The organism is Myxococcus vastator, assembly GCF_010894475.1.
Lineage (GTDB): Bacteria > Myxococcota > Myxococcia > Myxococcales > Myxococcaceae > Myxococcus > Myxococcus vastator.
This window is the reverse complement of record NZ_JAAIYB010000003.1, coordinates 37,346-56,621: the sequence shown is the minus strand read 5'-3', so window position 1 is coordinate 56,621 and position 19,276 is coordinate 37,346. Positions and strand designations below refer to the sequence as shown.

Genomic DNA, 19,276 nt, shown 5'->3' with positions numbered 1-19,276 from the left:
GTGGGGGCAAGGGCAAGATGGGGCTCTTCGCTGGCATCGCCGCGGGGCTGCTCCTGGTCGGCGGTGGCGCAGCGGCGTTCTTCCTGAAGGGTGGGGGCAGCGCGGACGCGGCGCCGGCGAATCCTCCGGTTGCCGCGGCGACGCCCGTCGCCACGCCGACGCCGCCTCCCAGCAGCCCTCCGGCGAACGCGGCCCCCGTGGCGGCCGCACCGCCGCCCGTGAATCCCGCGACGCCGCCTTCAACACCTCCCACGGAGGTCGCCGCGGCGCCGGTGAACACGCCTCCGCCGGAGACGCCGCCGACGGCCGTCGCGACGCCCCCGCCGCCTCCGGTTGAAACGCCGAAGCCCGCGGAGGCGGTGGTGGCGAAGGTCGAGCGCCCGAGCAGCCGCCGCACCGCATCGCCGCGCCGGGAAGCCCCTGAGCCTCGCGCTTCCGCGCCGGCGCGTGCGGAGCGACCCTCGTCGAGCGATTCGGATGATGACTTCGACGAACTCTTCGGCACGAAGAAGTCGAACGCGGGGTCGAAGCCGTCCGCGGCGCGTCCGACGGCGTACGTCCCGCCCGCGCCCGGGGGCGGGGTGCCGGACCGGTTGCAGCAGTCGGACATCATGTCGGTGGTGCTGGCCAACAAGCCGGCCATCGTGAAGTGCGTCAACGAGCAGAAGAAGAAGGACCCGTCGCTGAGCGGCAAGCTGGTGATGCGCTGGACCATCCAGACGAGCGGGAAGACGGCGGCGGTGTCATGCCGCACGAATGAGTTCCGCTCCACCTACATGGCGAGCTGCATCTCCGGGCTCATCAAGAGCTGGTCCTTCCCGCGCCACAAGCGGCAGGGCGAGCCCATCGACTTTCCGTTCACGTTCTGAACATTGGGGCGTCAAGCGAGGCCATCGCGACATGCAAGTCGCGATGGCCTCCGCTCTCGCTGTCTGCTTGTGCGAGGGGTGAATTTCCCGGCCGGGCAGCCGTCCAGGTGGCGTCGACACTCGTTGACACGTCCGGACGGGCAGGACTAAGCCTTCCTGGCTCGCATGGATGTTGGGGCCTGTTGTCAGTGGCCGGAGGCCCCCCGGGCGGCGTTCCACACACGAGGAAATCTCAACATGCAGCTTCGCAAGATGATGTTGGTGCTCACGGCGCTGGGCGCGATGAGCGGTCTCATGGCTGGTTGCGGTGAGGACATGACGTCCCCGGGCGCGTGCTCCAGCAATGACGAGTGCGGAGAGTCGGAAATCTGTCACCCGACTGCCCAGATCTGCGTGCAGACCTGTTCCGCCGCGGTGGACTGCCCCTCCACGGCGAAGACCTGCGCCCCGCTGGGCGGCACGGGTCCCAACGCCACCACGAGCATCTGCCAGTGCTCCACGGACGTGCTCTGCAACGGTGGCACGGACTCCGAGTCCACGGCCCTGGTCTGCTCCAACCTGGACAACGTCTGCGTGACGGCCTGCACGTCCAACGCCGAGTGCACCGGCGACCGGACCTGCAACGTGAGCACTGGCCAGTGCGAAGAGGGTGACACCGAGCCCGAGCCGACGAGCTGCACGGGTGAGGGCCGCTCGACCTGCGCCTACGGTGACGCCTGCAGCTCTGGCACCTGCACGGAGCTGGCTGCCCCCACGTGCTCGAATCTGCAGGGCAAGCCCGCGGCCAGTTTTGACCCGGCAACTGGCACTGGCCACATCATCTACAACGTTACCAAGGAAGATTTTGGTTCCGCGTGCGGCTCTGATACGTCCGCGCAGACGGTCAAGGCGCGTGTTCACTTCTATTCCAAGGAGGACGACCTGCCGTCCACGAAGGAAGGGCTCAATGGGTTCTTCTATGTGCGCACCAATGGCACCGAGCTGAATGCCGTTCCGCTGAGCAACGGCTACCAGCGTTCTGCGGACCGCAAGAGCGCCTCGATTTCGCTCAACCTGTGCACGTCCGCCGCAGACAACCAGATTGTGCTTGGCGTGTACTTCACGGGTGGCAACGGGTACTGCGCGACCCTGACGAAGTAACGGGGCTGCGCCTCCGATTTGGCGAAACCCAACCCTCCGGGGTTGCTGAGGCCCCATGTTCCGACTTCGGAAGTGGGGCCTCAGTTCTATTGGGGGCCTGTTGTCGAACGAACTCCGTGCTGTGTCCTGTGGCGCTCTTGAATATTCGCCTGGGGGGAGCGTTCAAACACACCGCATGACCTCCCGAATCAGTCCTCAGTCCGCATCAGGAAGGAAGAGCATGAGCAAGAATCGAACGGTCCATGGCGTTGTCCTGGCTCTGGCAATGGGCCTCCCTGTTGTTGGGATGGCCGAGCAGGTCGAACAAGTGAGGCTCTCCTGTCCAGCCGGAACGAAACAGTTCGGCGGGCGCGAGACGATGACTGACCGCGGTGTGTTCTGTGTGAAGCGAAGTACCAGCGAAGGAATGCCCGTCGCACATGGGCCCTACGTGAGCTACCACTTGAACGGCCAGAAGAAAGTGGTGGGGCAGCACGTCGACGGTGCTCAATCTGGCGTGTGGACGTTCTTCGATGAGAGTGGCGTGAAAACCGAGGAGATTGAGTTCGTGGGCGGCAACTACCACGGGCGACGACTCCAGTACTTCGGGAGCGGCGTGACGAAGGTGGCAGAGCATTGGGTCGCGGGGAAGCGTGAGGGGAACGCTGTGACCTATGCCGAGAACGGCCAGAAGCTGAGTGAGCAGATGTACCGGGCTGGCCATGTCGTCAAGACGGCCGATGCACCTGCAGCCTGCAAGTAGCTGTTCTCAGTGGGTGTGATGGACGCGAAGGCCTTCCATTTGGAAGGCCTTTTGCTTTGGTCGGGCTATCGTCGCGAACCTCGCTCGACTAGGAAGATTCATCGTGAAGCCCCCCTCGCTTGCCCCCAGCTTGCCCGACATCCCCATCTGTCCGGTGGAGCGGATGGGATTGCGCGAACTCGAGCGCATTCGGCTCATCCTCCGGGGGGGGTCGGTCATCGACTGGCGGAGGATGCACTTCCAGACGCGCGGGGAGGTCGACAACTTCCTCAGGCTCCTTCAACTGGATGTGTCCCGTCCCTACGACGAGGAGTGGGCCCGGGGCGTCTTGGCTGAAGCCGTCGAGTACCTCCGGAAGACGTTCAATTACCGCGTCGCGGACGCAGTGGCGCGGCCCGAGGAAATCCACGACCTGTTCCTCTATGCATCGGGAGTCAAAGGGTCGCCCAGGCATCGGCGCATCGCATGCGTCGTCCTGAAGGTGATGCACGTCATCCAGCACATTGAAGGGCGAGACCTTCTCTTCCGATTGCCGGTCTCGGAAGCGGAGTTGGCGGAGCTCATCATGGAGCGTGTGTTGGGCGTCGCCGCTGAGATGCAGGCCAAAGGGCTGCCCATCGTGGAGTTCGCGCACTCCATCAAGACCCAGGACTCGCTCATCACCAAGTTGTTGGCGAAGAAAGATACGGTGGCCGCGCAGGTCTACGACAGGACCCGGTTCCGTGTCGTGACGCAGAAGCGGGAGGACTTGCTGCCGGCGCTCTACTACCTCACGCAGCGGCTCTTCCCGTTCCATCTCGTTGTTCCTGGGCAGACTGAAAACACGCTTCTGCCTTTCAAGTCAGTCCTCGCTGAGAACCCTCACTTTGAACAGCACATCCCCCGTCTCCACTTGGATCGTGACTTCGAAGATCGTGAGAACTCTGGCGGAAACGCCTTCTCCGGCAATACCTACCGGGCACTGAACTTCGTGGTGGATATCCCGGTGCGGATGGATGCCTATCTCCCGCCACCCGAGGAAGACACCCGGCCGCGGAAGGGACGGATTCTCATTTCTCTTGTCGAGTTCCAGATTGTTGATGAGGAAACCGCGCGTCTCAACGAGCGTGGAGAGAATGCCCACGAGGCCTACAAGCGGCGGCAGAAGCAGCGGGTGCTCAAGCGCCTGAGCCAAGGCCTCGTGGTTCCCAAACGGCAGGAGTGACGTCACGGGAGCGCAGCTTGTTCACTGCACTCCCTGGTGACGCCTCAGGGATACTCGTAGACGCCTTCAAGCTCGGCCAGTGGGGAATGGATGCTTGAACCCGAGCCCTGATTGCTCCATGGGTCAATGACTATTGATTGTGGCGATAGACGTGAATGTCAGAGCCGGATGGACCTGCTTCGTGCCATGCCAGCCAGGCCCGGTTTTCGCGATCAATCTCCAGCGCGGGATGGAATGCCTCCATGTCACCGCTTGACGAAGAAATCAAAGGTGGTCCAATGGGCTCCCAGGTGGAGGTCGGGCGGCGGGAGACATGAATGGAGCGTTGGGAGTTTGTGACACCGCTCCATGCCACCATGGGAATGTCGTTTTCGCCGATTGCGAGCGATGCATCAATGTTGTCTGTGGAAAGGTGGCTGATGCGTGCTGGTTCGGCCCATGCGCTGCCTGTCCAGTTTGAAAAGTGAATCGTTCGTTCTTCCGAACTCTGCCGCACTTCTTCCCAGGTCACAAACGGTATCCCGCCTGTTGAGACTGCAATGCCAGGGCTGGTCGCTACTGCGGACTGTGGTAGCGTGATGAGGCTGCTTCCCAATGCAGTTGAATGGTTCAGAAGTGCGCCAATGACACGTGTTTCATCTGGGCCATGGTAGGCATCATATGCGACGAATACATTGGTGCCCTGCGCGCTGATGGTCGCGCTTCCGGTCGTGTCGTAGTCTGGTGGGCGGTGTACGTTGATGGGGGTCCAGTTCGTCGCGCCCGTTTGAAGTTCAAAGGCAACGAGCCGCCCAACACCCGATACGTGCGTCGCGTAGACGTAAACGGTTCCGGTATTTGTTGTTGTGAGGCACGGCTCGCCAATGAACGTCTCCACACTGCCCGTTATGGGAAACGCAGGTAGGTCTTCCCAGGACGTGCTGTTCCAGCGCCTCGCGTAAAGGTTCTTTCCGATTCCAACTCCTGTTGCCTCATCCCAGACCACCAAGATTCTCCCCGAAGCATCAATATGGAGAGCCGGGCTTTCTGCATGAGTCGCTGCCCCGGCGAGGCCGCTCAGTCCTCCGCCCAGGTGGACCCAGTTTGAACCGTTCCAGCGGGCCACATGAATGTTCTTGGATGAGCCGTCGAACTCCGACCATGCGACAACGGGCCGGTCATCCGCATCCAGCTTGAGCACGGCATTCTCGGCGGGAGTTGCTCCGGGAAACGCACTGAGGGTTCCTCCGACAGGAAGCCAGACAGGGACCGTGAATAGCCATTCGCTGGTGGAGTGCAGAACATTGCCCGCTAAGTCCAGGATGGGCTGCTCGCTGGTTCCGAGCTTCACCAGAACAGTGCTGGGGGCAGGAATGGGCATGGAGGGAGTAATTGTCAGAGTTATTCCATCCGCAGAAAGACTGATGGCGGCCTCAACCCGTGAGTTGCCGTGAACAAGCACTTCGACGTTGTCCTGTGAAATGCTCGCGGAGCGCATGGACTCGGTAAATGTCGCTTCCAGCGAGGTGCGCGCGCTGACCTGGGCATTGCTCGACGCTGGAACTCGGCTCGCAACAGCAGGGGGTGTGCGATCCACAGCCACCGTCCGCGCCACACTCGTGAAGGACGTGCCTCCTCGAATGGCCCGTGCGGTGAGCTGGAACTCACCTTCGGCCATCCCCCGGGTATCCCAGGTGTAGATGTACGGTGGTGCAGAGACCCGAGCCAGCAGCTGTGTATCCCGATGGAACTCAACGGCTTCGGTGGTGCCTCCCTCAATCGTTGCTTCGAGGAACAACGCTCCGTTGGTGTAGCTGACGGATTCCTCTGGCGCGGGCGTCGCCCATCGGACGATCAGGTCTCCGGCCTGCGCAATGGCGAGCTGCAATGATGCCGTCCGAAATTCGTTCCCGGAGGCCGCGCGGACCGTGAGCGCCGCTTCTCCTGCCGCCGCGTTGGCGGAGACCTGGATGGTCAAAATCGCGGTGGACTCTCCGGCGGGAATCATCGCGGGCTGAGCGGAGATTCCGGAGGGCGGCTGCTCCAGTGTCGCCGTGACGCTGTCCGTGAAGTCAGGGGCTCGGACGATGGAGACCTGGATGTCGCGGTTGCCGCCTTGGAGTACGGAGTCCTCGCTGGGGCTCACGTTCAGTGTGAACTTCGTCGTGGGCTGCGCTCCTCCGTCCGGGGTTGGGTCAGGCTCGACCTCTGGGACGTTGATGCACGCCGTGGACAAGGAGATTGCGGCTAACAGCAGGGCACAGGGAAGTCTGGACATGAGTTGGAGGCTTCGCAAAGAGCGTTCCAGGTGCCGCGATGAGCGTTGATGTAATCGAGGCCCAGTGAGGCACGGTTCATATCCGCGCGGACCCCGCGATACGCGCGTCGGCCGGTCGCGTGCGGATGTCAGCCCCATAGCACGCCCTGTAGCAGGCCTGTCCCCACCGGCGGATTCCAGTCCGGACGCGCGGATGCACCCCCAGAAACACGAACGCCCGCCCTCCCAGCACGGATGCGGGGAGGCGGGCGTGGGCACCGGGGCCGCGCGGCGGCCTACTTCTTCTTCCGGTTCTTCTTCTTGTTCTCCTTCTCCCTCTTGCGGCGCTCCTTGATGGCGTCGCGGTCCTCGCTCTTGCCGGCGGCGGAGGGTGGCGCGTAGCCCATCAACCGGGCCTTGGCCATGGCGGCCTGGCCCATGGGCGGCGTGTAGCCGGGGGCAATCTGCGGCAGCTGCATGGGCATGCCCATGCCGGGCATCCCACCGCTCATCATCTTCTCCATCATCTTCGGGTCGCCGCCGAACATGCTGGAGAGGTCCATGTTCTTCATCTGCGACAGCTGCCCCAACTGCTTGAAGCCGGGGATGCGGCCCAGCAGGCCCGGGTTCTGCCCGATGGTGCCCATGACCTGCTGCATCATCCCGAACTTCTGGAGCAGCTCCTTGACCTCTTCGACCTTGCGGCCGCTGCCCTTGGCGATGCGGTTGACGCGGCTGGTGTTGATGGTGTCCGGCCGCAGGCGCTCCTTCGCCGTCATCGAGTCGTACATCGACTCAATCTTCGTGAGCTCCTTCTCGTCGGGGTTGAGGTGCTCGGTGAGGTCGCCGAAGAGGGGGAACTTCTCCAGCAGGTCCTTGAGCGGTCCCATCTTCCGGACCATGCGGATCTGCTCGACGAAGTCCTTCATCGTGAACTGGCCGGACAGGAGCTTCTTGGCATCCTCCTCGGCCTTCTTCTCGTCGACGACCTTCTCGAAGTCCTTCATCAGGCCGACGATGTCGCCGAACCCGAGGATGCGGCCCGCGAGGCCGGCCGGGCGGAACTCCTCCAGCTTGTCCATGGACTCGCCCATGCCGAGGAACTTGATGGGCTTGCCCGTGACTTCCTTGATGGACAGCGCGGCGCCGCCGCGGGCGTCACCGTCCAGCTTGGTGAGGATGAAGCCGTCCAGCGTCAGCCGCCGGTCGAACTCGGCTGCCGTGCGCACGGCGTCCTGACCAATCATCGCGTCGCACACCAGCAGGATGTTGTCCGGCTGGACGTTGCCCTTGATGGACTCCAGTTCGGCCATCAGCGCTTCGTCGATGGCGAGCCGGCCGGCGGTGTCGATGAGCACCACGTCGCACTTCTGTTCGCGCGCGGCGGCGTAGCCCCGCCTGGCGAGCTCGGGCGGCTGGACGCCGGGCTCGTGGTAGACGGGGACCTTGAGCCGCTCGCCCAGGACCTTGAGCTGGTCCACGGCGGCGGGGCGGTAGATGTCGGCGGCGACGAGCAGGGGCTTGCGCCCTTCCTGGAGGAGCCGGCTGGCGAGCTTTCCCGTCGTGGTCGTCTTTCCGGAGCCCTGGAGGCCCACCATCATGATGCCGGACAGCTGGCCCTTGGGCTTCAGCTTCAAGCTGGTGTCGACGGGCCCCATGAGGGCCTCCAGCTCGTCGTGGCAGATCTTGATGAAGTGGTCCATCGGGCTGACCTTGCGCTTCTGGCCAGCCGTGTCGGTGAGGGTCGTCTGCACCAGCTCGCCCACGGACTTCTCGCGGACGCGGGCGACAAACTTCTTCACGACGTCGAAGGCGACGTCGGCCTCGAGCAGGGAGACGCGGATGTCGCGCAGCGACTCGTCGACCAGCTCCGGGGTGAGCTCGCTCTTGCCGGCGAGGCGGTTCTTGGCGGCGCGGAAGCCCTTGGTTACGGTCTCGAGCATGGGGGGCGCTTTATAACAGGGTCAGGCGGGATGCGACGGTGGAGCACATCCCGGCCGTCGAACTGTGAAGAGTCGGGGCCCGGAACCGGCCTCCCAGGCGGCGAATCCGACCCAGGGCCCTGGATTCTTCAACGCTCTTGAGGGGTTGGCGCATCCCCGGGCGCCCTGGCGCGGGGCCAGGGGCGCCGTAGGACGCGAGCCTGGCGTCCGGGCCTGCCTGGTGGCCCGGCGGGAAAGGAAGAGAGCCGGGGGCTGCACGAGGCCTTTGCCGGAGGGAGGACAGGCCCTGTAGGGTGCTGCCCGCAGCAGGGCACGAGTGGCGGAACTGGCAGACGCAGCGGACTTAAAATCCGCTGGCCCGTAAGGGCCGTCCGGGTTCGATCCCCGGCTCGTGCATGGACTCCGGGCGGGCTCCCGGAGGAGGCTCGGGGGGCGCACTTCCGGTTCCCGGCAAGGTCCTCATGAACGCCACCTCCCGTCGCCGCTTCCTCCTCCATGCAGGTCTTCTCGCAGCCGCCTCGGCCGTGGGATGCCGACGCCCGGACGGTGCCCCCGCGGTCGTCCTGAAGTCGCAGCGCAACGTGGTGCAGACGTTCGAAGGCATCCCCGCGACGGATGGGGCAGGGGTCCAGTTGACGCGGGTCATCGGGCAGCCCGCGCTGCGGAACCTCGACCCGTTCCTCATGCTGGACCGGTTCCACTCCGATGATCCGGGGGCCTACATCAACGGCTTTCCGAATCACCCCCACCGGGGCTTCGAGACAGTCACCGTCATGCTCGACGGGCGGATGCGCCACCGGGACAGTCGTGGCAACAGCGGGCTCATCGCCGGAGGGGGCTCGCAGTGGATGACCGCGGGCCGTGGCCTCATCCACTCGGAGATGCCGGAGCAGGTGCAGGGGTTGATGTCTGGCTTCCAGCTCTGGCTCAACCTCCCCGCGAAGGAGAAGCTGTGCCCGCCCGCCTACCAGGACCACACGCCCGAGCAGCTCGCGGAGGAGCGCCTGTCTCCCTCGGGGAGCCGCGCGCGTGTCATCGCGGGCCACATGAACGGGCTCCAGGGCCCCGTGCGTGAGCGCCCCACGCAGCCGCTCTTGCTGACCCTCGCGCTCGAGGACGACCGTCCCTTCGAGCTCGACACACCGTCGGAGCACACCGCGTTCGCCTTCGTGTCCGCGGGGGAGGTGGACGTGGGACCCGAAGACACGTCGAAGCCGGTGCGCGAGGGCTCGCTGGCAGTGCTCGGTCCGGGGAGCCGGCTTCGCGTTCGCGCGCGGAATCGCCGGAGCGAACTGCTCATCGCCACCGCACGGCCTCTGCGTGAGCCCATCGTTCAGTACGGCCCGTTCGTCATGAACACCCGCGAGGAGATCCGCCAGGCCTTCGAGGACTATCGCGCGGGCGTGCTCGACCAGGGGTAGGTCCCGTCAAGTCACGGACGGACGGCCACAGAAGTCCAGCACCTCGGCGAAGGGCCAGCCCTCCAGCGCGCCAAACAGCTTGTGCCCCCCGAGCTTCGCCCGCGTGAGGGCGGGGCTGCTCAAGCCACAGAGGAACCTCGCGGCCTGTCTCGGATGCCCGAGCGCCTCGGGATGCTTCGTCGCCAGGGCCCGGAAGGCCGCCACGTCGAGGCCCGCCGGCAGTGCCGGCCTCCGGCGCACGGAGGGAAGCACCTGAGCCTCCCTGGTCCGGCAGAAGGTGCAGTGCCCACACGGCTGCTCCCGCCGCTGACCGAAGTGGGCGACCAACGCATTGCTCTGGCACCCCGCATGGGTGACGAGCTTCAGCACGTCCCGGACACGCGTGACCTCCTGAGCTTCGCGCTGCTGGAAGCGCTCATGGAGGAGCGCGGTGAGCGCCGCGGCGTCCTCCTGGGGCCGCAGCCGCGTGAAGCGCTGACGCAGCTCAGACACCTGGAGCAACACGAGTCCTTGCTCCTCGAGGTATTCAATCGCCCGGACCACCCGCTCGCGGGGCTGTCGTAGCGAGCTCGCCACCTCGGACGGGTCGAGCGAGTACCAGGTGCGTCCTTTCTTCGCCCGGGCAAACACGTCGCGCAGGAACTGCACCCGCTCTCCCTGGAAGCGCCCCACGAGCGCGTCGAGAGACACGAGCGGCTGCACCTTGTAGCCCGCGTAGTACGGCGTGCCCTGCCGCAACACGCCTTCAAGCTCCAGGTACGTCAGCGCCGTGCGGAGCACGAGCGGCCGCACATCATGCCGGCTGGACAGGGCGAACATGTCGACGCTCAGCTCGGGCCCCAGGCCGAGCAACTCCGTCACCAGGCCTTGAATCGCTTCCCGCGTGGGTGTGTCCCCGAGCGCGAAGTTCTCCAGGCTGGGGACGTCATCCGGACACGCGAACAGCTCCACCACCGACGGCGCTCCATCGCGCCCGGCGCGGCCAATCTCCTGGCTGTAGCTCTCCAGACCCTTGGGCAGGTTGTAGTGATACACGGCCCGCACGTCCGCCTTGTCGATGCCCATCCCGAACGCGATGGTGGCCACGACGATTCCATTCGAGGAGTCCATCCAGGCTTCCTGCACCCGCTCACGGACCTCCGACTCCAGGCCGGCGTGGTAGGCGCTGGCGGGGAGACCTTCGCCGGAGAGGAACGCGGCCACGCGCTCGGCGGTCTTCTGTAGCGTGACGTAGACGATGGTGGGGCCGGGCGCTCGGGAGCCGAGCCGTTCGAGGAGCAGTGCGTCGCGGACCTCGGCGTGCACCGGGGTGGTCTCCAGCGTGAGGTTCTGCCGATAGAAGCCCGTGACGACCGCGTTCTCCTCGGGGATGCCGAAGCCCTGACAGATATCCCGCACGACGGACGGTGTCGCCGTGGCGGTGAGCGCGAGGACTCGCTCGGCCGACAGCTCCCGCGCGGCCTTCGCCAGCTTCAGGTAGTCCGGCCGGAAGTTGTGGCCCCACTCCGAAACACAGTGCGCCTCATCCACCGCGAACAGGGAGATGCGCAGCTCACGGAGCAGGGCGGTGAAGCGCTCGTTGTTGAAGCGCTCGGGCGCCACGTACAGCAACTTGAGCGAACCCTCACGCAGCGCCTGCGTGACTTCGCGTGAGTCGTCCACCGACAGCGAGGCGTCCAGCCGTGCGGCGCGGATGCCCTGCCGGGCCAGGGCGTCAATCTGGTCCTTCATCAGCGCGATCAGCGGTGACACCACCACCGTGATGCCCTTCAGCAGCAGCGCCGGAAGCTGATAGCAGAGCGATTTGCCGCCACCCGTGGGGAACACCGCGAGCGCCGCGGCGTTCGGACCGAGCAGGGCATCGAGGACCTCTCGCTGGCCGGGACGGAAGTCCGTCAAGCCGAACCGCTCCCGCAGCACGGTGTCGAGCGAGCCGCGCCGTGCGCCATCTGCCCTTTGCATGAAGCTCCTCCTGCTCAACGACTTCGTCCCAAGCTCACCGGGGGAAGAGCGTAGCCACGAAGTCCAGGAAGACGCGAACCCGCGAGGGAAGATGCTTGCCGCGCGGGTACAAAGCGTGGATGGGGCGGGGCGCACCCGCCTGTCCTTCCAGAACGGGCACGAGCGCTCCGGAGTCCAATTCGCGGGCCACCATGAAGTCGAAGAGCTGGGCGATGCCCAGGCCCAGCACGGTCGCATCACGCAAGGTAGCACCATGGTTCGTGTGGAACGTGCCTCGGGGCTCGGCGCTCACCGGGGTGCTCCCGTCATGCAGCAGCCAGGAGGCAGGCGCGCTCTCTCGGAGAAAGCCAAGGCAGTTGTGCCGGCGCAGGTCCGCCACCGTCTCTGGCCGGCCGTGGCGTCGCAGGTACGCGGGGGCGGCGCAGGCGAGCAACCGCGTGGTGCCCAGCTTCCGAGCCACCAGCCGCGAGTCCTCCAGGGCTCCAAGTCTCAGGAGCACGTCGGCGCCTTCGGTGATGGGGTCCACTACCTCGTCCCGAAGTGTCAGGCGCAGCTCGACGTCAGGGTACGCCGTGAGGAAGCGAGGCAGCGCCGGCAGGAGCACCAACTGGCCGATGACTTGTGGCGCGTTCACCCGGAGCACGCCCACGGGCCTTTGCCGGGAACGGGAGAGCGACTCCTTCGCGTCCTCCAGTTCCCCGAGGATGCGCTTGCAGCGGGCATGGAATGCACGGCCGTCCTCGGTGAGCTGCATGGCGCGGGTCGTCCGCTGGAAGAGCACGACGCCCAGTTCCTCCTCCAGGCGGGCAATGCGCCGGCTCACGGCGGATGCGGTGAGCTGGAGTTTCCGTGCCGCACGGGTGAAGTCACCGTGCTCGGCGGCGCGAACGAAGGCTTCGATGTTCGAGAGCGAGGGCATTGATGCGTGGTCCGCACAGATGATGTTCACGGACCTCGGTCGCATTCCACGGGAACTGGCGGCAGAACCCTTCCGGACGCGTGACGGAGAGGTTCGATGATGGACGCTGTGGGACGCACCAGGGACATCCTCGTGGTGGGCGGCTACGGGCAGGTGGGGCAGGAGGTCGTTCGCATCCTGGCTCCCGCCTTTCCCGGCCGCGTGGTAGTGGCAGGTCGCAGCAGGGCCAAGGCGGAGTCGCTCGCGCGGCGCACGGGGGAGGGGACACGGGCGCGGGCGCTCGACGTCACCGCGCCCGAGGCCGTGGCGCACCTGGACGGTGTCTCGCTCGTGGTGATGTGCCTGGACCAACAGGCCTCGTCGTTCGTCGAGCACTGCCTGCGTTCAGGCCTCGACTACGTGGACGTGACAGCGTCGGAGGCGTCCCTGTCCGCCTTCGAGCGACTGGCGCCCGTCGCGGCCCAGGCGGGAAGCACCGCAGTGCTCAGCGTGGGCGTGGCTCCGGGGCTCACGCAGGTCCTGGCGGCGCGGGCAACGTCTCGGCTCGACACCGTGGATCAACTGGACCTCTTCGTATTGCTGGGCGGCGGCGACATTCACGGTGCGGCGGCCATCGAATGGACGCTGGAGAACCTCTCCGCGCCGTTTGACGTCTACCGACAGGGACAACTCCACCGTGTCCACGGGTTCCACGAGGCCACCTGGGTCCACTTCCCTGGAGAAGCGAGGCCGCGCCGTGCGTGGCGGTTCAACTTCCCGGACCAGCGAACCGTTGCACGCACATTGTCTGTTCCCACCGTTTCGACATGGCTGTGCTTCGACCCACCTGGGTTGGGCTGTCTGGCCGCGCTCGCCGTCCGGCTGGGGATGGGCCGGCTGTTGCGATGGCCACCGCTCCGACGTGCCGCGACCTGGCTGGCCCTGCGGGTCCACGCGGGCTCGGATGTGTGTTCGGTTCTGGCGAAGGCGAGGGGACACTCCGCGGGCATGCCCGCGACGCGGGTCGCGACACTCCAAGGTCGGCGAGAGGCGATGTTGACGGGGCGAGTCGCGGCGGAGGTGGCTCGGGAGTTGCTCACTGGCCACGCTCCTGGCCGCGGCGTTCTTCACTTGGAGCAGTTCGTCGACTCGGAGTCATTCCTGCGACGCATCGCCGCCGCTGTTCCGGACGCGCGGTATGTGGCTCATGACGACGTGTGCCGCTGAGTGGGCCACCATCGCTCATGCGGTATCGCCGGCTCGGGGGTAGGCTGCCGCGCAATGACCTACCAACGCAATCCCGTGAAGGCGCCCCGTGTGTCGGGCCTGGCGCTCAAGGCTTTCGTGAACGCGCTCGAGAGCGGCGTCGGGTCGGTGATGCTGGACAAGCTGACGCGGGACAGCGGCATCGAGCGCTGGCGTGAGCTCCCTGCGGGGGATGCGACGCCGCTCCAGTTCCCCTTGCCCCAGGGCACCGCCGCCACGGAGTCGCAGACATCCACGGAGCAGGCCGCGCGCGCCATCGCCGCGTCCGCCAGTCCACCGGAGCGGGAGAGCGTCGCGTCCTATGTCCGCGCCTACCGCGAGGGCGCCACGGACCCGGTGGCAGTGGTGCAGCGGATTCATGAGTCCATCGCCCGCATGGACAGTGGGAAGCAGCGCCTGGGCTTGTTCATCGCCCGCAAGCCGGACGAGGTCCACCGGGCCGCGGAGGCGTCCACGGAGCGGCTGCGCGCGGGCCGCCCGCTGAGCGTGCTCGACGGGGTTCCCGTCGTGCTGAAGGATGAGGTCGACCTGGCCGGGTTCCCCACCACGCTGGGCACGCGGTTCCGCACGCAGGTGGCCGCCGCGGACTCGACGGTGGCGGCCCGGCTCAAGGCCGCGGGCGCCATCATCCTGGGCAAGGCCAACATGAATGAGATTGGCATCAACCCCATCGGGTTGAATCCCCACCATGGCGCCGCTCGCAATCCCTGGGACACGGGCCGCATCACCGGTGGCAGCTCCAGCGCCTCCGCCGCCGCCGTGGCCGCCGGCCTGTGCCCCTTGAGCATCGGCGCCGACGGCGGTGGCTCCATCCGCATCCCCGCGGCCCTGTGCGGCATCGTGGGCCTCAAGGCGACGTGGGGCCGCATCCCGGAGACGGGCGTGCCGCCGCTGTGCTGGAACGTGGGCCACGTGGGGCCCATGGGGCTCACCGTGGACGACGTCGCCGCCGCGTACTCGCTGCTCGCGGGGCCGGATGGACATGACCTCGTCTCACAGGGGCAGTCGCCGCATCACCTGTCTGGCTACGAGGATGAAGGCCTGAGCGGCGTGCGGCTGGGCATCTGCTGGGACTACTTCGAGGACGCCGACGCGGACGTCGTCGCCCGCTGCAAGGAAGCCGTGGCCGCGCTGTCGGCCGCGGGCGCGCGCGTGGTGGAGCTTCCGCCCCCCGACCTCAACACCGTCCTGTGGACGCACAGCTGCATCATCCTGAGCGAGATGTCGGAGGCGATGCTTCCCCACGTGAAGGCGCATCCGTCGGAGTTCGGGCTCGACACGCGCACCAACCTGGCCATTGGCCGGCACTTCCGGGCCACGGACCTGGTGCATGCCCTGCGGCACCGGCATCGCCTGACGCGCGAGCTGCTGGCGCAGATGGCCGGCGTGGACGTCCTCGTCACGCCCACGACGGCCACCACGGCGCCCCTCATCCCCGAAGCGGCGCTTCCGGATGGCGAGTCGAACCTGCCTGTCGTCGATGCCCTGATGCGCTTCGTGCGCCTGGCCAACCTGACGGGCTTCCCTTCGCTGTCGGTGCCAGCCGGCTTCGACGAAGAGGGGCTCCCGGTGGGGCTCCAGCTCACAGGCCGCCCCTACGAGGAGCACCTGCTGCTGCGGCTGGGCCGCGTGGTGGAGCAGGCCTCGGAGTTCCGCGTGCCGCCTGTTCATCTGCGCGCACTTCGCTGACCCCCCGCGGATTGAAGGGCTGAAAAACAGGAAAAACGTGTAAGTGTGGCGCCGCGTGCTCGCGGGGCCACCCACGGGCCACGCACTCGACACAGCCCGCGTCACTCCGGGCGCCGCTCCCTGGCGTCCTCGCGCGGGCGGGAGGAAGGGCTTCGTGCAACCACGTGACTCCGCTGGTTCGCTGTCTCGTCGCTTCACCGCTCCGGCCGCGCTGATGCTCGCGGCGGCCATTGCGACTGCCTGTGGTCCCTCGGAGCCGCCCGCCCCGGCGGAGCCCGAGGCGCTCGGCATTCGCGCCGATGCGCTGACCGAGCTCGTCTCCAATGGCACCTTCAGCGGCGGCACCGTATCGCCCTGGTGGAGTGGCCCCAACACGCAGTCCCGCGTGGAGAACGCCCGGCTGCGCGTGGACGTGGGGGGCGGGACGGCCAACCCCTGGGACGCGCTGATTGGCCAGGACGACATTCCGCTCGTGAATGGCCGGGCGTACACGCTGTCCTTCACCGCTTCCGCTTCGGTGAGCACGACGGTCCGCGTGACGGTGCAGTTGGAGAGCCCGCCGTACACCGCGCCGCTGGACCGGCAGATAACGTTGGACGGCACGTCACGGCGCTTCACGTTCCCCTTCACGTCGACGCTGGCCACGCAGGCGGGACAGGTCACCTTCCAGATGGGAGGCCGCGCGACAGGGTTCAGCGCGTTCATTGATGACATCTCGCTCACCACGGAGGACGGCGGCGGTGGCGGCGGACCGTTGGGGATGACGAGCGGCTTCTACATCGACCCGAACTCCAACCCGGCCAACTGGGTCCGGGCCAACAGCGGGGACTCGCGCGCGGCGCGCATCCAGTCCTCCATCGCGAACAACCTGGCCGCGCGCTGGTTCGCCGCGTGGAGCGGAGACATCACCCCGGCGGTGTCCAGCTTCGTCGCGGCAGCGGACGCGGCGGACAAGCTGCCGGTGCTGGTGGCCTACAACATCCCGGGCCGGGACTGCGGCAGCCACTCGGGCGGAGGCGCGGGGTCGCCGGAGGCGTACCGGACGTGGATTTCGTCCTTCGCCGCCGCCATCGGCAACCGTCCCGCCGTCGTCATCATCGAGCCGGACGCCGTCGCCCAGCTCGACTGCCTGGCGAACGACGCCGAGCGGCAGACGCGCATCAGCCTGATTCGCTACGCCACCGAGCAGTTCAGGGACCGCGCGCCGAACACGTGGGCCTACCTGGACGCGGGCAACGCCCTGTGGATCAACGCGGACACCATGGCCCAGCGGCTGGAGAACATGGGCGTGCGCAACGTGCGGGGCTTCGCGCTCAACGTGTCGAACTTCTACACCACCGCGCAGTCGGCCTCGTACGCGGGCTCCGTCAACAGCTCGCTGAGCAGCCGGTACGGCTACACCAAACCCTTCGTGGTGGACACCAGCCGCAACGGCAATGGCTCCAACGGGGAGTGGTGCAACCCCGCCGGCCGGAGGATTGGCCCGACGAACCAGGTGGGCGTGGGCGGCGCGGAGCTGGTCCTGTGGATCAAGGTCCCCGGCGACTCCGACGGCCAGTGCGGCGTCGCGCCCAACACGCCCGCCGGCACCTTCATGCCGGACGTGGCCCTCCGGATGATTGACGGCCTCTGAAGCAGCGCGCGGGGGCGCCGCACGGACGTCAGTGCGGCGCCGCCACCTCGGTGGAGGACACCGTCGTGGTGCGCGACACCTTGGGGAAGAACAGCCCCGCGGTGAAGGCGGCCACGGTGAAGGCGCAGATGAGCCAGAAGTTGATGCTCAGCCCCGCGCCCAGCGCGCCGCTCAGCGTCGCCAGCAGCTCCGCGGGCAGGTCCTTGCCATGGTCGGGGCTCATCAAGGCGTTGGCGGCCGAAATCGGCACCGTCGGGTCCTTGAGGAGCTGCGACACCATGACGCCGCCCATCAGCCCCACGCCGATGGCGCCGCCGATGGTGCGGAAGAACATGTTGCTGGCAGTGGCCACGCCGCGCAGCTCCCAGCCCACGCTGGTCTGCACGGCGATGAGCAGCGCGGTGGACGCGAAGCCCATGCCGATGCCGAACAGACCCATGGCCACCTCCGGCACCAGCTTGGGGGCCTGGGGCCCCAGGAGCAGCGCCATCAGCGATGTGCCCACCACCGTCAGCCCCAGCCCGCCCACGATGAGCGGGCGGAAGCCCGTCTTGAGCAGCAGCCTCCCCGCAACGAGCGCCGCCAGCGGCCAGCCGACAATCATCGGCGTAATCATCCCGCCGGCCTCGGTGGGCGTGCCACCCAGGACGCCCTGGACGAAGAGCGGAACGTAGGTGGTGGCCCCGAACATCGCCGCGGAGAAGAGCGCCCCTGCGATGGAGGAGATGACGATGGCCGGCACCTTGAAGATGGACATGGGGATGATGGGCTCGGCCGCCCTGCGCTCCACGGCGACGAAGGCCGCGAGCAGCACCGCCGCCACGGGCAGCCCCCACAGATTCACGCCCACGCCCTGCACGCCGACGAGCAGCGCCACCACCCAGCCGGTGAGCAGCGCGGCGCCCGCGTAGTCCAGCTTCTGGGGCTTGCGCTCCACGCGCTCGTGGAAATAGCTCAGCAGCAGGCCGACGCAGCCCAGGCCCACCGGGACGTTGATGAAGAAGACCCAGTGCCAGGTGAGGTACTTCACGATGAAGCCGCCGGTGATGGGGCCAATCAGCCCGGCGATGCCCCACACCGCGCTGAACGCGCCCTGCACCTTCGCGCGCTCCTCCAGCGTGTAGAGGTCCCCGATGACGGTGAGCGCCACCGGCTGCATGGCGCCCGCGCCCAGGCCCTGGAGCGTCCGGAAGCCAATCAGCATGGCCATGGACGTGGACATTCCACTGGCGATGGAGCCCACGAGGAACAGCACGATGCCGAACAGGAGCACGGGCTTGCGGCCGTAGAGGTCCGCCAGCTTCCCGTAGATGGGCACGGTGATGGTGGACGACAGCATGTACGCGGTGAAGACCCACGCGTAGTGCTGGATGCCACCCAGCTCGCCCACCACCGTGGGCATGGCCGTGGAAACGACAGTGGCTTCCAAGGCGGCCATGAAGAGGCTCAAGGCCAGGGCCAAGGTGGTGAGGGGACGATGAGTGGTTCGCATGAAGGCGCCGGCGCGGGAGAGGCCCTCCTTAACGGCTGCGGGCGGGGGTCGCCAGCAACAAGCGGCCTCGCGCCTCGGGTGGCCACTCCGCGTGCGGACGCACACGGACTCGGAAACGAACGAAGGGCCAGCCCCCACCTGCGTGGGAACTGGCCCTGGGGCGCTTCCATCCGATTCGGGATTACAGGCCGCGCATCAGCTGGGCCTGGGCGAAGGCCGCCATCTGCTGGGCGTTGAAGCGGCCCTCGGCGATGTCGCCCACCGTCTTCGCGCCGGTGCGGACCGTCTCCACCATGTCCGCCAGCTTGCCCACGGTGCCGGCCTTGCCGAACATGGAGGCCACGCCGCCCAGCGGGCCGCCAGCGACCATGGCCAGGCCGTTGTCGATGAACTTGTCGACGAAGGGCTTGGCGAGCTGGCCGATGCCGAAGGGCAGCTTGTCCAGCAGGCCGCCAATCATGCCCTTGAGCGGGCCGGTGATGGCGCTCATCGCCTTGTCGACGAGGCCGGACACCTGACCCAGCGCGCTGCCAATCTTGCCGGCGATGTTGCCGATGCCCGCCGCCAGGCCGCCTACCGCCTTGCCGATGCCGCCCAGCGCCTTGCCAATGCCGCCCAGCGCGCCCGCGATACCGCCCGCGGCCTTGCTCGCCGCGCTGGCCGCACCCGCGGCGGCGCTCCGACCAGCACTGCTCGCGCCATTCGAGCCACGGCCACCGTTCGAACCACCTGCGCCGCCAACGGACATGGGGAAACCTCTATGAAAGGGGGTGAATGTACG

Annotated in this window: 14 protein-coding genes and 1 tRNA gene; 9 read left to right on the top strand and 6 right to left on the bottom strand. The window is 67.1% G+C overall.

Annotated elements, in window-relative coordinates:
• The 4 genes from G4D87_RS00770 to G4D87_RS00755 all read left to right on the top strand — a co-directional run.
• On the top strand, positions 1 to 869 hold an 869-nt coding region (locus G4D87_RS00770; protein WP_163777268.1), incomplete at its 5' end, for an AgmX/PglI C-terminal domain-containing protein.
• A gap of 237 nt (positions 870 to 1,106) precedes the next feature.
• On the top strand, positions 1,107 to 2,009 hold the full coding sequence (locus tag G4D87_RS00765; protein WP_240357903.1) for a hypothetical protein: 903 nt from the start codon (positions 1,107 to 1,109) through the stop codon (positions 2,007 to 2,009).
• Between the two features lie 220 nt (positions 2,010 to 2,229).
• Positions 2,230 to 2,751 carry a toxin-antitoxin system YwqK family antitoxin gene (locus tag G4D87_RS00760; protein ID WP_163777265.1) on the top strand — a complete coding sequence of 174 codons (522 nt, stop codon included), beginning with the start codon at positions 2,230 to 2,232 and terminating at the stop codon, positions 2,749 to 2,751.
• A 103-nt stretch (positions 2,752 to 2,854) separates the two neighbouring features.
• A complete protein-coding gene (locus G4D87_RS00755) occupies positions 2,855 to 3,955 on the top strand; it encodes a TIGR04552 family protein (protein ID WP_176408953.1) in 1,101 nt (366 codons plus the stop codon).
• 130 nt (positions 3,956 to 4,085) lie between these two features.
• Here the strand turns inward: G4D87_RS00755 and G4D87_RS00750 are convergent, their stop codons facing one another.
• On the bottom strand, positions 4,086 to 6,212 hold the full coding sequence (locus tag G4D87_RS00750) for an Ig-like domain-containing protein (protein WP_163777263.1): 2,127 nt from the start codon (positions 6,210 to 6,212) through the stop codon (positions 4,086 to 4,088).
• A 275-nt stretch (positions 6,213 to 6,487) separates the two neighbouring features.
• Positions 6,488 to 8,134 (bottom strand): signal recognition particle protein, encoded by a 1,647-nt coding sequence (gene ffh / locus G4D87_RS00745; RefSeq protein WP_163777261.1) that lies wholly within the window; start codon positions 8,132 to 8,134, stop codon positions 6,488 to 6,490.
• A gap of 310 nt (positions 8,135 to 8,444) precedes the next feature.
• Here ffh and G4D87_RS00740 point away from each other — a divergent pair.
• Both G4D87_RS00740 and G4D87_RS00735 read left to right on the top strand, forming a co-directional pair.
• Positions 8,445 to 8,530, top strand: a tRNA-Leu gene (locus G4D87_RS00740).
• Between the two features lie 65 nt (positions 8,531 to 8,595).
• The gene (locus G4D87_RS00735; RefSeq protein ID WP_163777259.1) at positions 8,596 to 9,555 is read left to right on the top strand and encodes a pirin family protein; all 960 of its coding nucleotides are present in this window, start codon (positions 8,596 to 8,598) and stop codon (positions 9,553 to 9,555) included.
• 6 nt (positions 9,556 to 9,561) lie between these two features.
• Here the strand turns inward: G4D87_RS00735 and G4D87_RS00730 are convergent, their stop codons facing one another.
• Positions 9,562 to 11,517 (bottom strand): RecQ family ATP-dependent DNA helicase, encoded by a 1,956-nt coding sequence (locus G4D87_RS00730; RefSeq protein WP_163777257.1) that lies wholly within the window; start codon positions 11,515 to 11,517, stop codon positions 9,562 to 9,564.
• A 34-nt stretch (positions 11,518 to 11,551) separates the two neighbouring features.
• The gene (locus tag G4D87_RS00725; RefSeq protein WP_163777255.1) at positions 11,552 to 12,436 is read right to left on the bottom strand and encodes a LysR family transcriptional regulator; all 885 of its coding nucleotides are present in this window, start codon (positions 12,434 to 12,436) and stop codon (positions 11,552 to 11,554) included.
• A gap of 96 nt (positions 12,437 to 12,532) precedes the next feature.
• Here G4D87_RS00725 and G4D87_RS00720 point away from each other — a divergent pair, with 96 nt between their 5' ends.
• The 3 genes from G4D87_RS00720 (at position 12,533) to G4D87_RS00710 (ending at position 17,003) form a co-directional block, all read left to right on the top strand.
• On the top strand, positions 12,533 to 13,642 hold the full coding sequence (locus G4D87_RS00720; protein ID WP_240357902.1) for a saccharopine dehydrogenase family protein: 1,110 nt from the start codon (positions 12,533 to 12,535) through the stop codon (positions 13,640 to 13,642).
• A gap of 54 nt (positions 13,643 to 13,696) precedes the next feature.
• Positions 13,697 to 15,370, top strand: a complete 1,674-nt coding sequence (locus G4D87_RS00715; RefSeq protein WP_163777253.1) for an amidase family protein — start codon at positions 13,697 to 13,699, stop codon at positions 15,368 to 15,370.
• 154 nt (positions 15,371 to 15,524) lie between these two features.
• Entirely contained in the window at positions 15,525 to 17,003 is a 1,479-nt protein-coding gene (locus tag G4D87_RS00710) for a glycoside hydrolase family 6 protein (RefSeq protein ID WP_163777251.1), read from the top strand.
• A 28-nt stretch (positions 17,004 to 17,031) separates the two neighbouring features.
• On the opposite strand, the gene G4D87_RS00705 is transcribed toward G4D87_RS00710, so the two are convergent.
• Complete coding sequence (locus tag G4D87_RS00705) at positions 17,032 to 18,495, bottom strand: MDR family MFS transporter (protein ID WP_163777250.1); 1,464 nt, start codon at positions 18,493 to 18,495, stop codon at positions 17,032 to 17,034.
• A gap of 181 nt (positions 18,496 to 18,676) precedes the next feature.
• Positions 18,677 to 19,243 carry a hypothetical protein gene (locus G4D87_RS00700; RefSeq protein ID WP_163777248.1) on the bottom strand — a complete coding sequence of 189 codons (567 nt, stop codon included), beginning with the start codon at positions 19,241 to 19,243 and terminating at the stop codon, positions 18,677 to 18,679.
• Positions 19,244 to 19,276 lie beyond the last annotated feature (33 nt).

Excerpts from the sequence above, each read along its gene's own strand:
- G4D87_RS00760 (WP_163777265.1), top strand. The coding sequence starts at position 2,230 with ATGAGCAAGAATCGAACGGTCCATGGCGTTGTCCTGGCTCTGGCAATG.
- G4D87_RS00700 (WP_163777248.1), bottom strand. The coding sequence starts at position 19,243 with ATGTCCGTTGGCGGCGCAGGTGGTTCGAACGGTGGCCGTGGCTCGAAT.
- G4D87_RS00715 (WP_163777253.1), top strand. The coding sequence starts at position 13,697 with ATGACCTACCAACGCAATCCCGTGAAGGCGCCCCGTGTGTCGGGCCTG.
- G4D87_RS00730 (WP_163777257.1), bottom strand. The coding sequence starts at position 11,517 with ATGCAAAGGGCAGATGGCGCACGGCGCGGCTCGCTCGACACCGTGCTG.
- G4D87_RS00750 (WP_163777263.1), bottom strand. The coding sequence starts at position 6,212 with ATGTCCAGACTTCCCTGTGCCCTGCTGTTAGCCGCAATCTCCTTGTCC.
- G4D87_RS00735 (WP_163777259.1), top strand. The coding sequence starts at position 8,596 with ATGAACGCCACCTCCCGTCGCCGCTTCCTCCTCCATGCAGGTCTTCTC.
- G4D87_RS00765 (WP_240357903.1), top strand. The coding sequence starts at position 1,107 with ATGCAGCTTCGCAAGATGATGTTGGTGCTCACGGCGCTGGGCGCGATG.
- ffh (WP_163777261.1), bottom strand. The coding sequence starts at position 8,134 with ATGCTCGAGACCGTAACCAAGGGCTTCCGCGCCGCCAAGAACCGCCTC.
- G4D87_RS00725 (WP_163777255.1), bottom strand. The coding sequence starts at position 12,436 with ATGCCCTCGCTCTCGAACATCGAAGCCTTCGTTCGCGCCGCCGAGCAC.
- G4D87_RS00705 (WP_163777250.1), bottom strand. The coding sequence starts at position 18,495 with ATGCGAACCACTCATCGTCCCCTCACCACCTTGGCCCTGGCCTTGAGC.
- G4D87_RS00720 (WP_240357902.1), top strand. The coding sequence starts at position 12,533 with ATGATGGACGCTGTGGGACGCACCAGGGACATCCTCGTGGTGGGCGGC.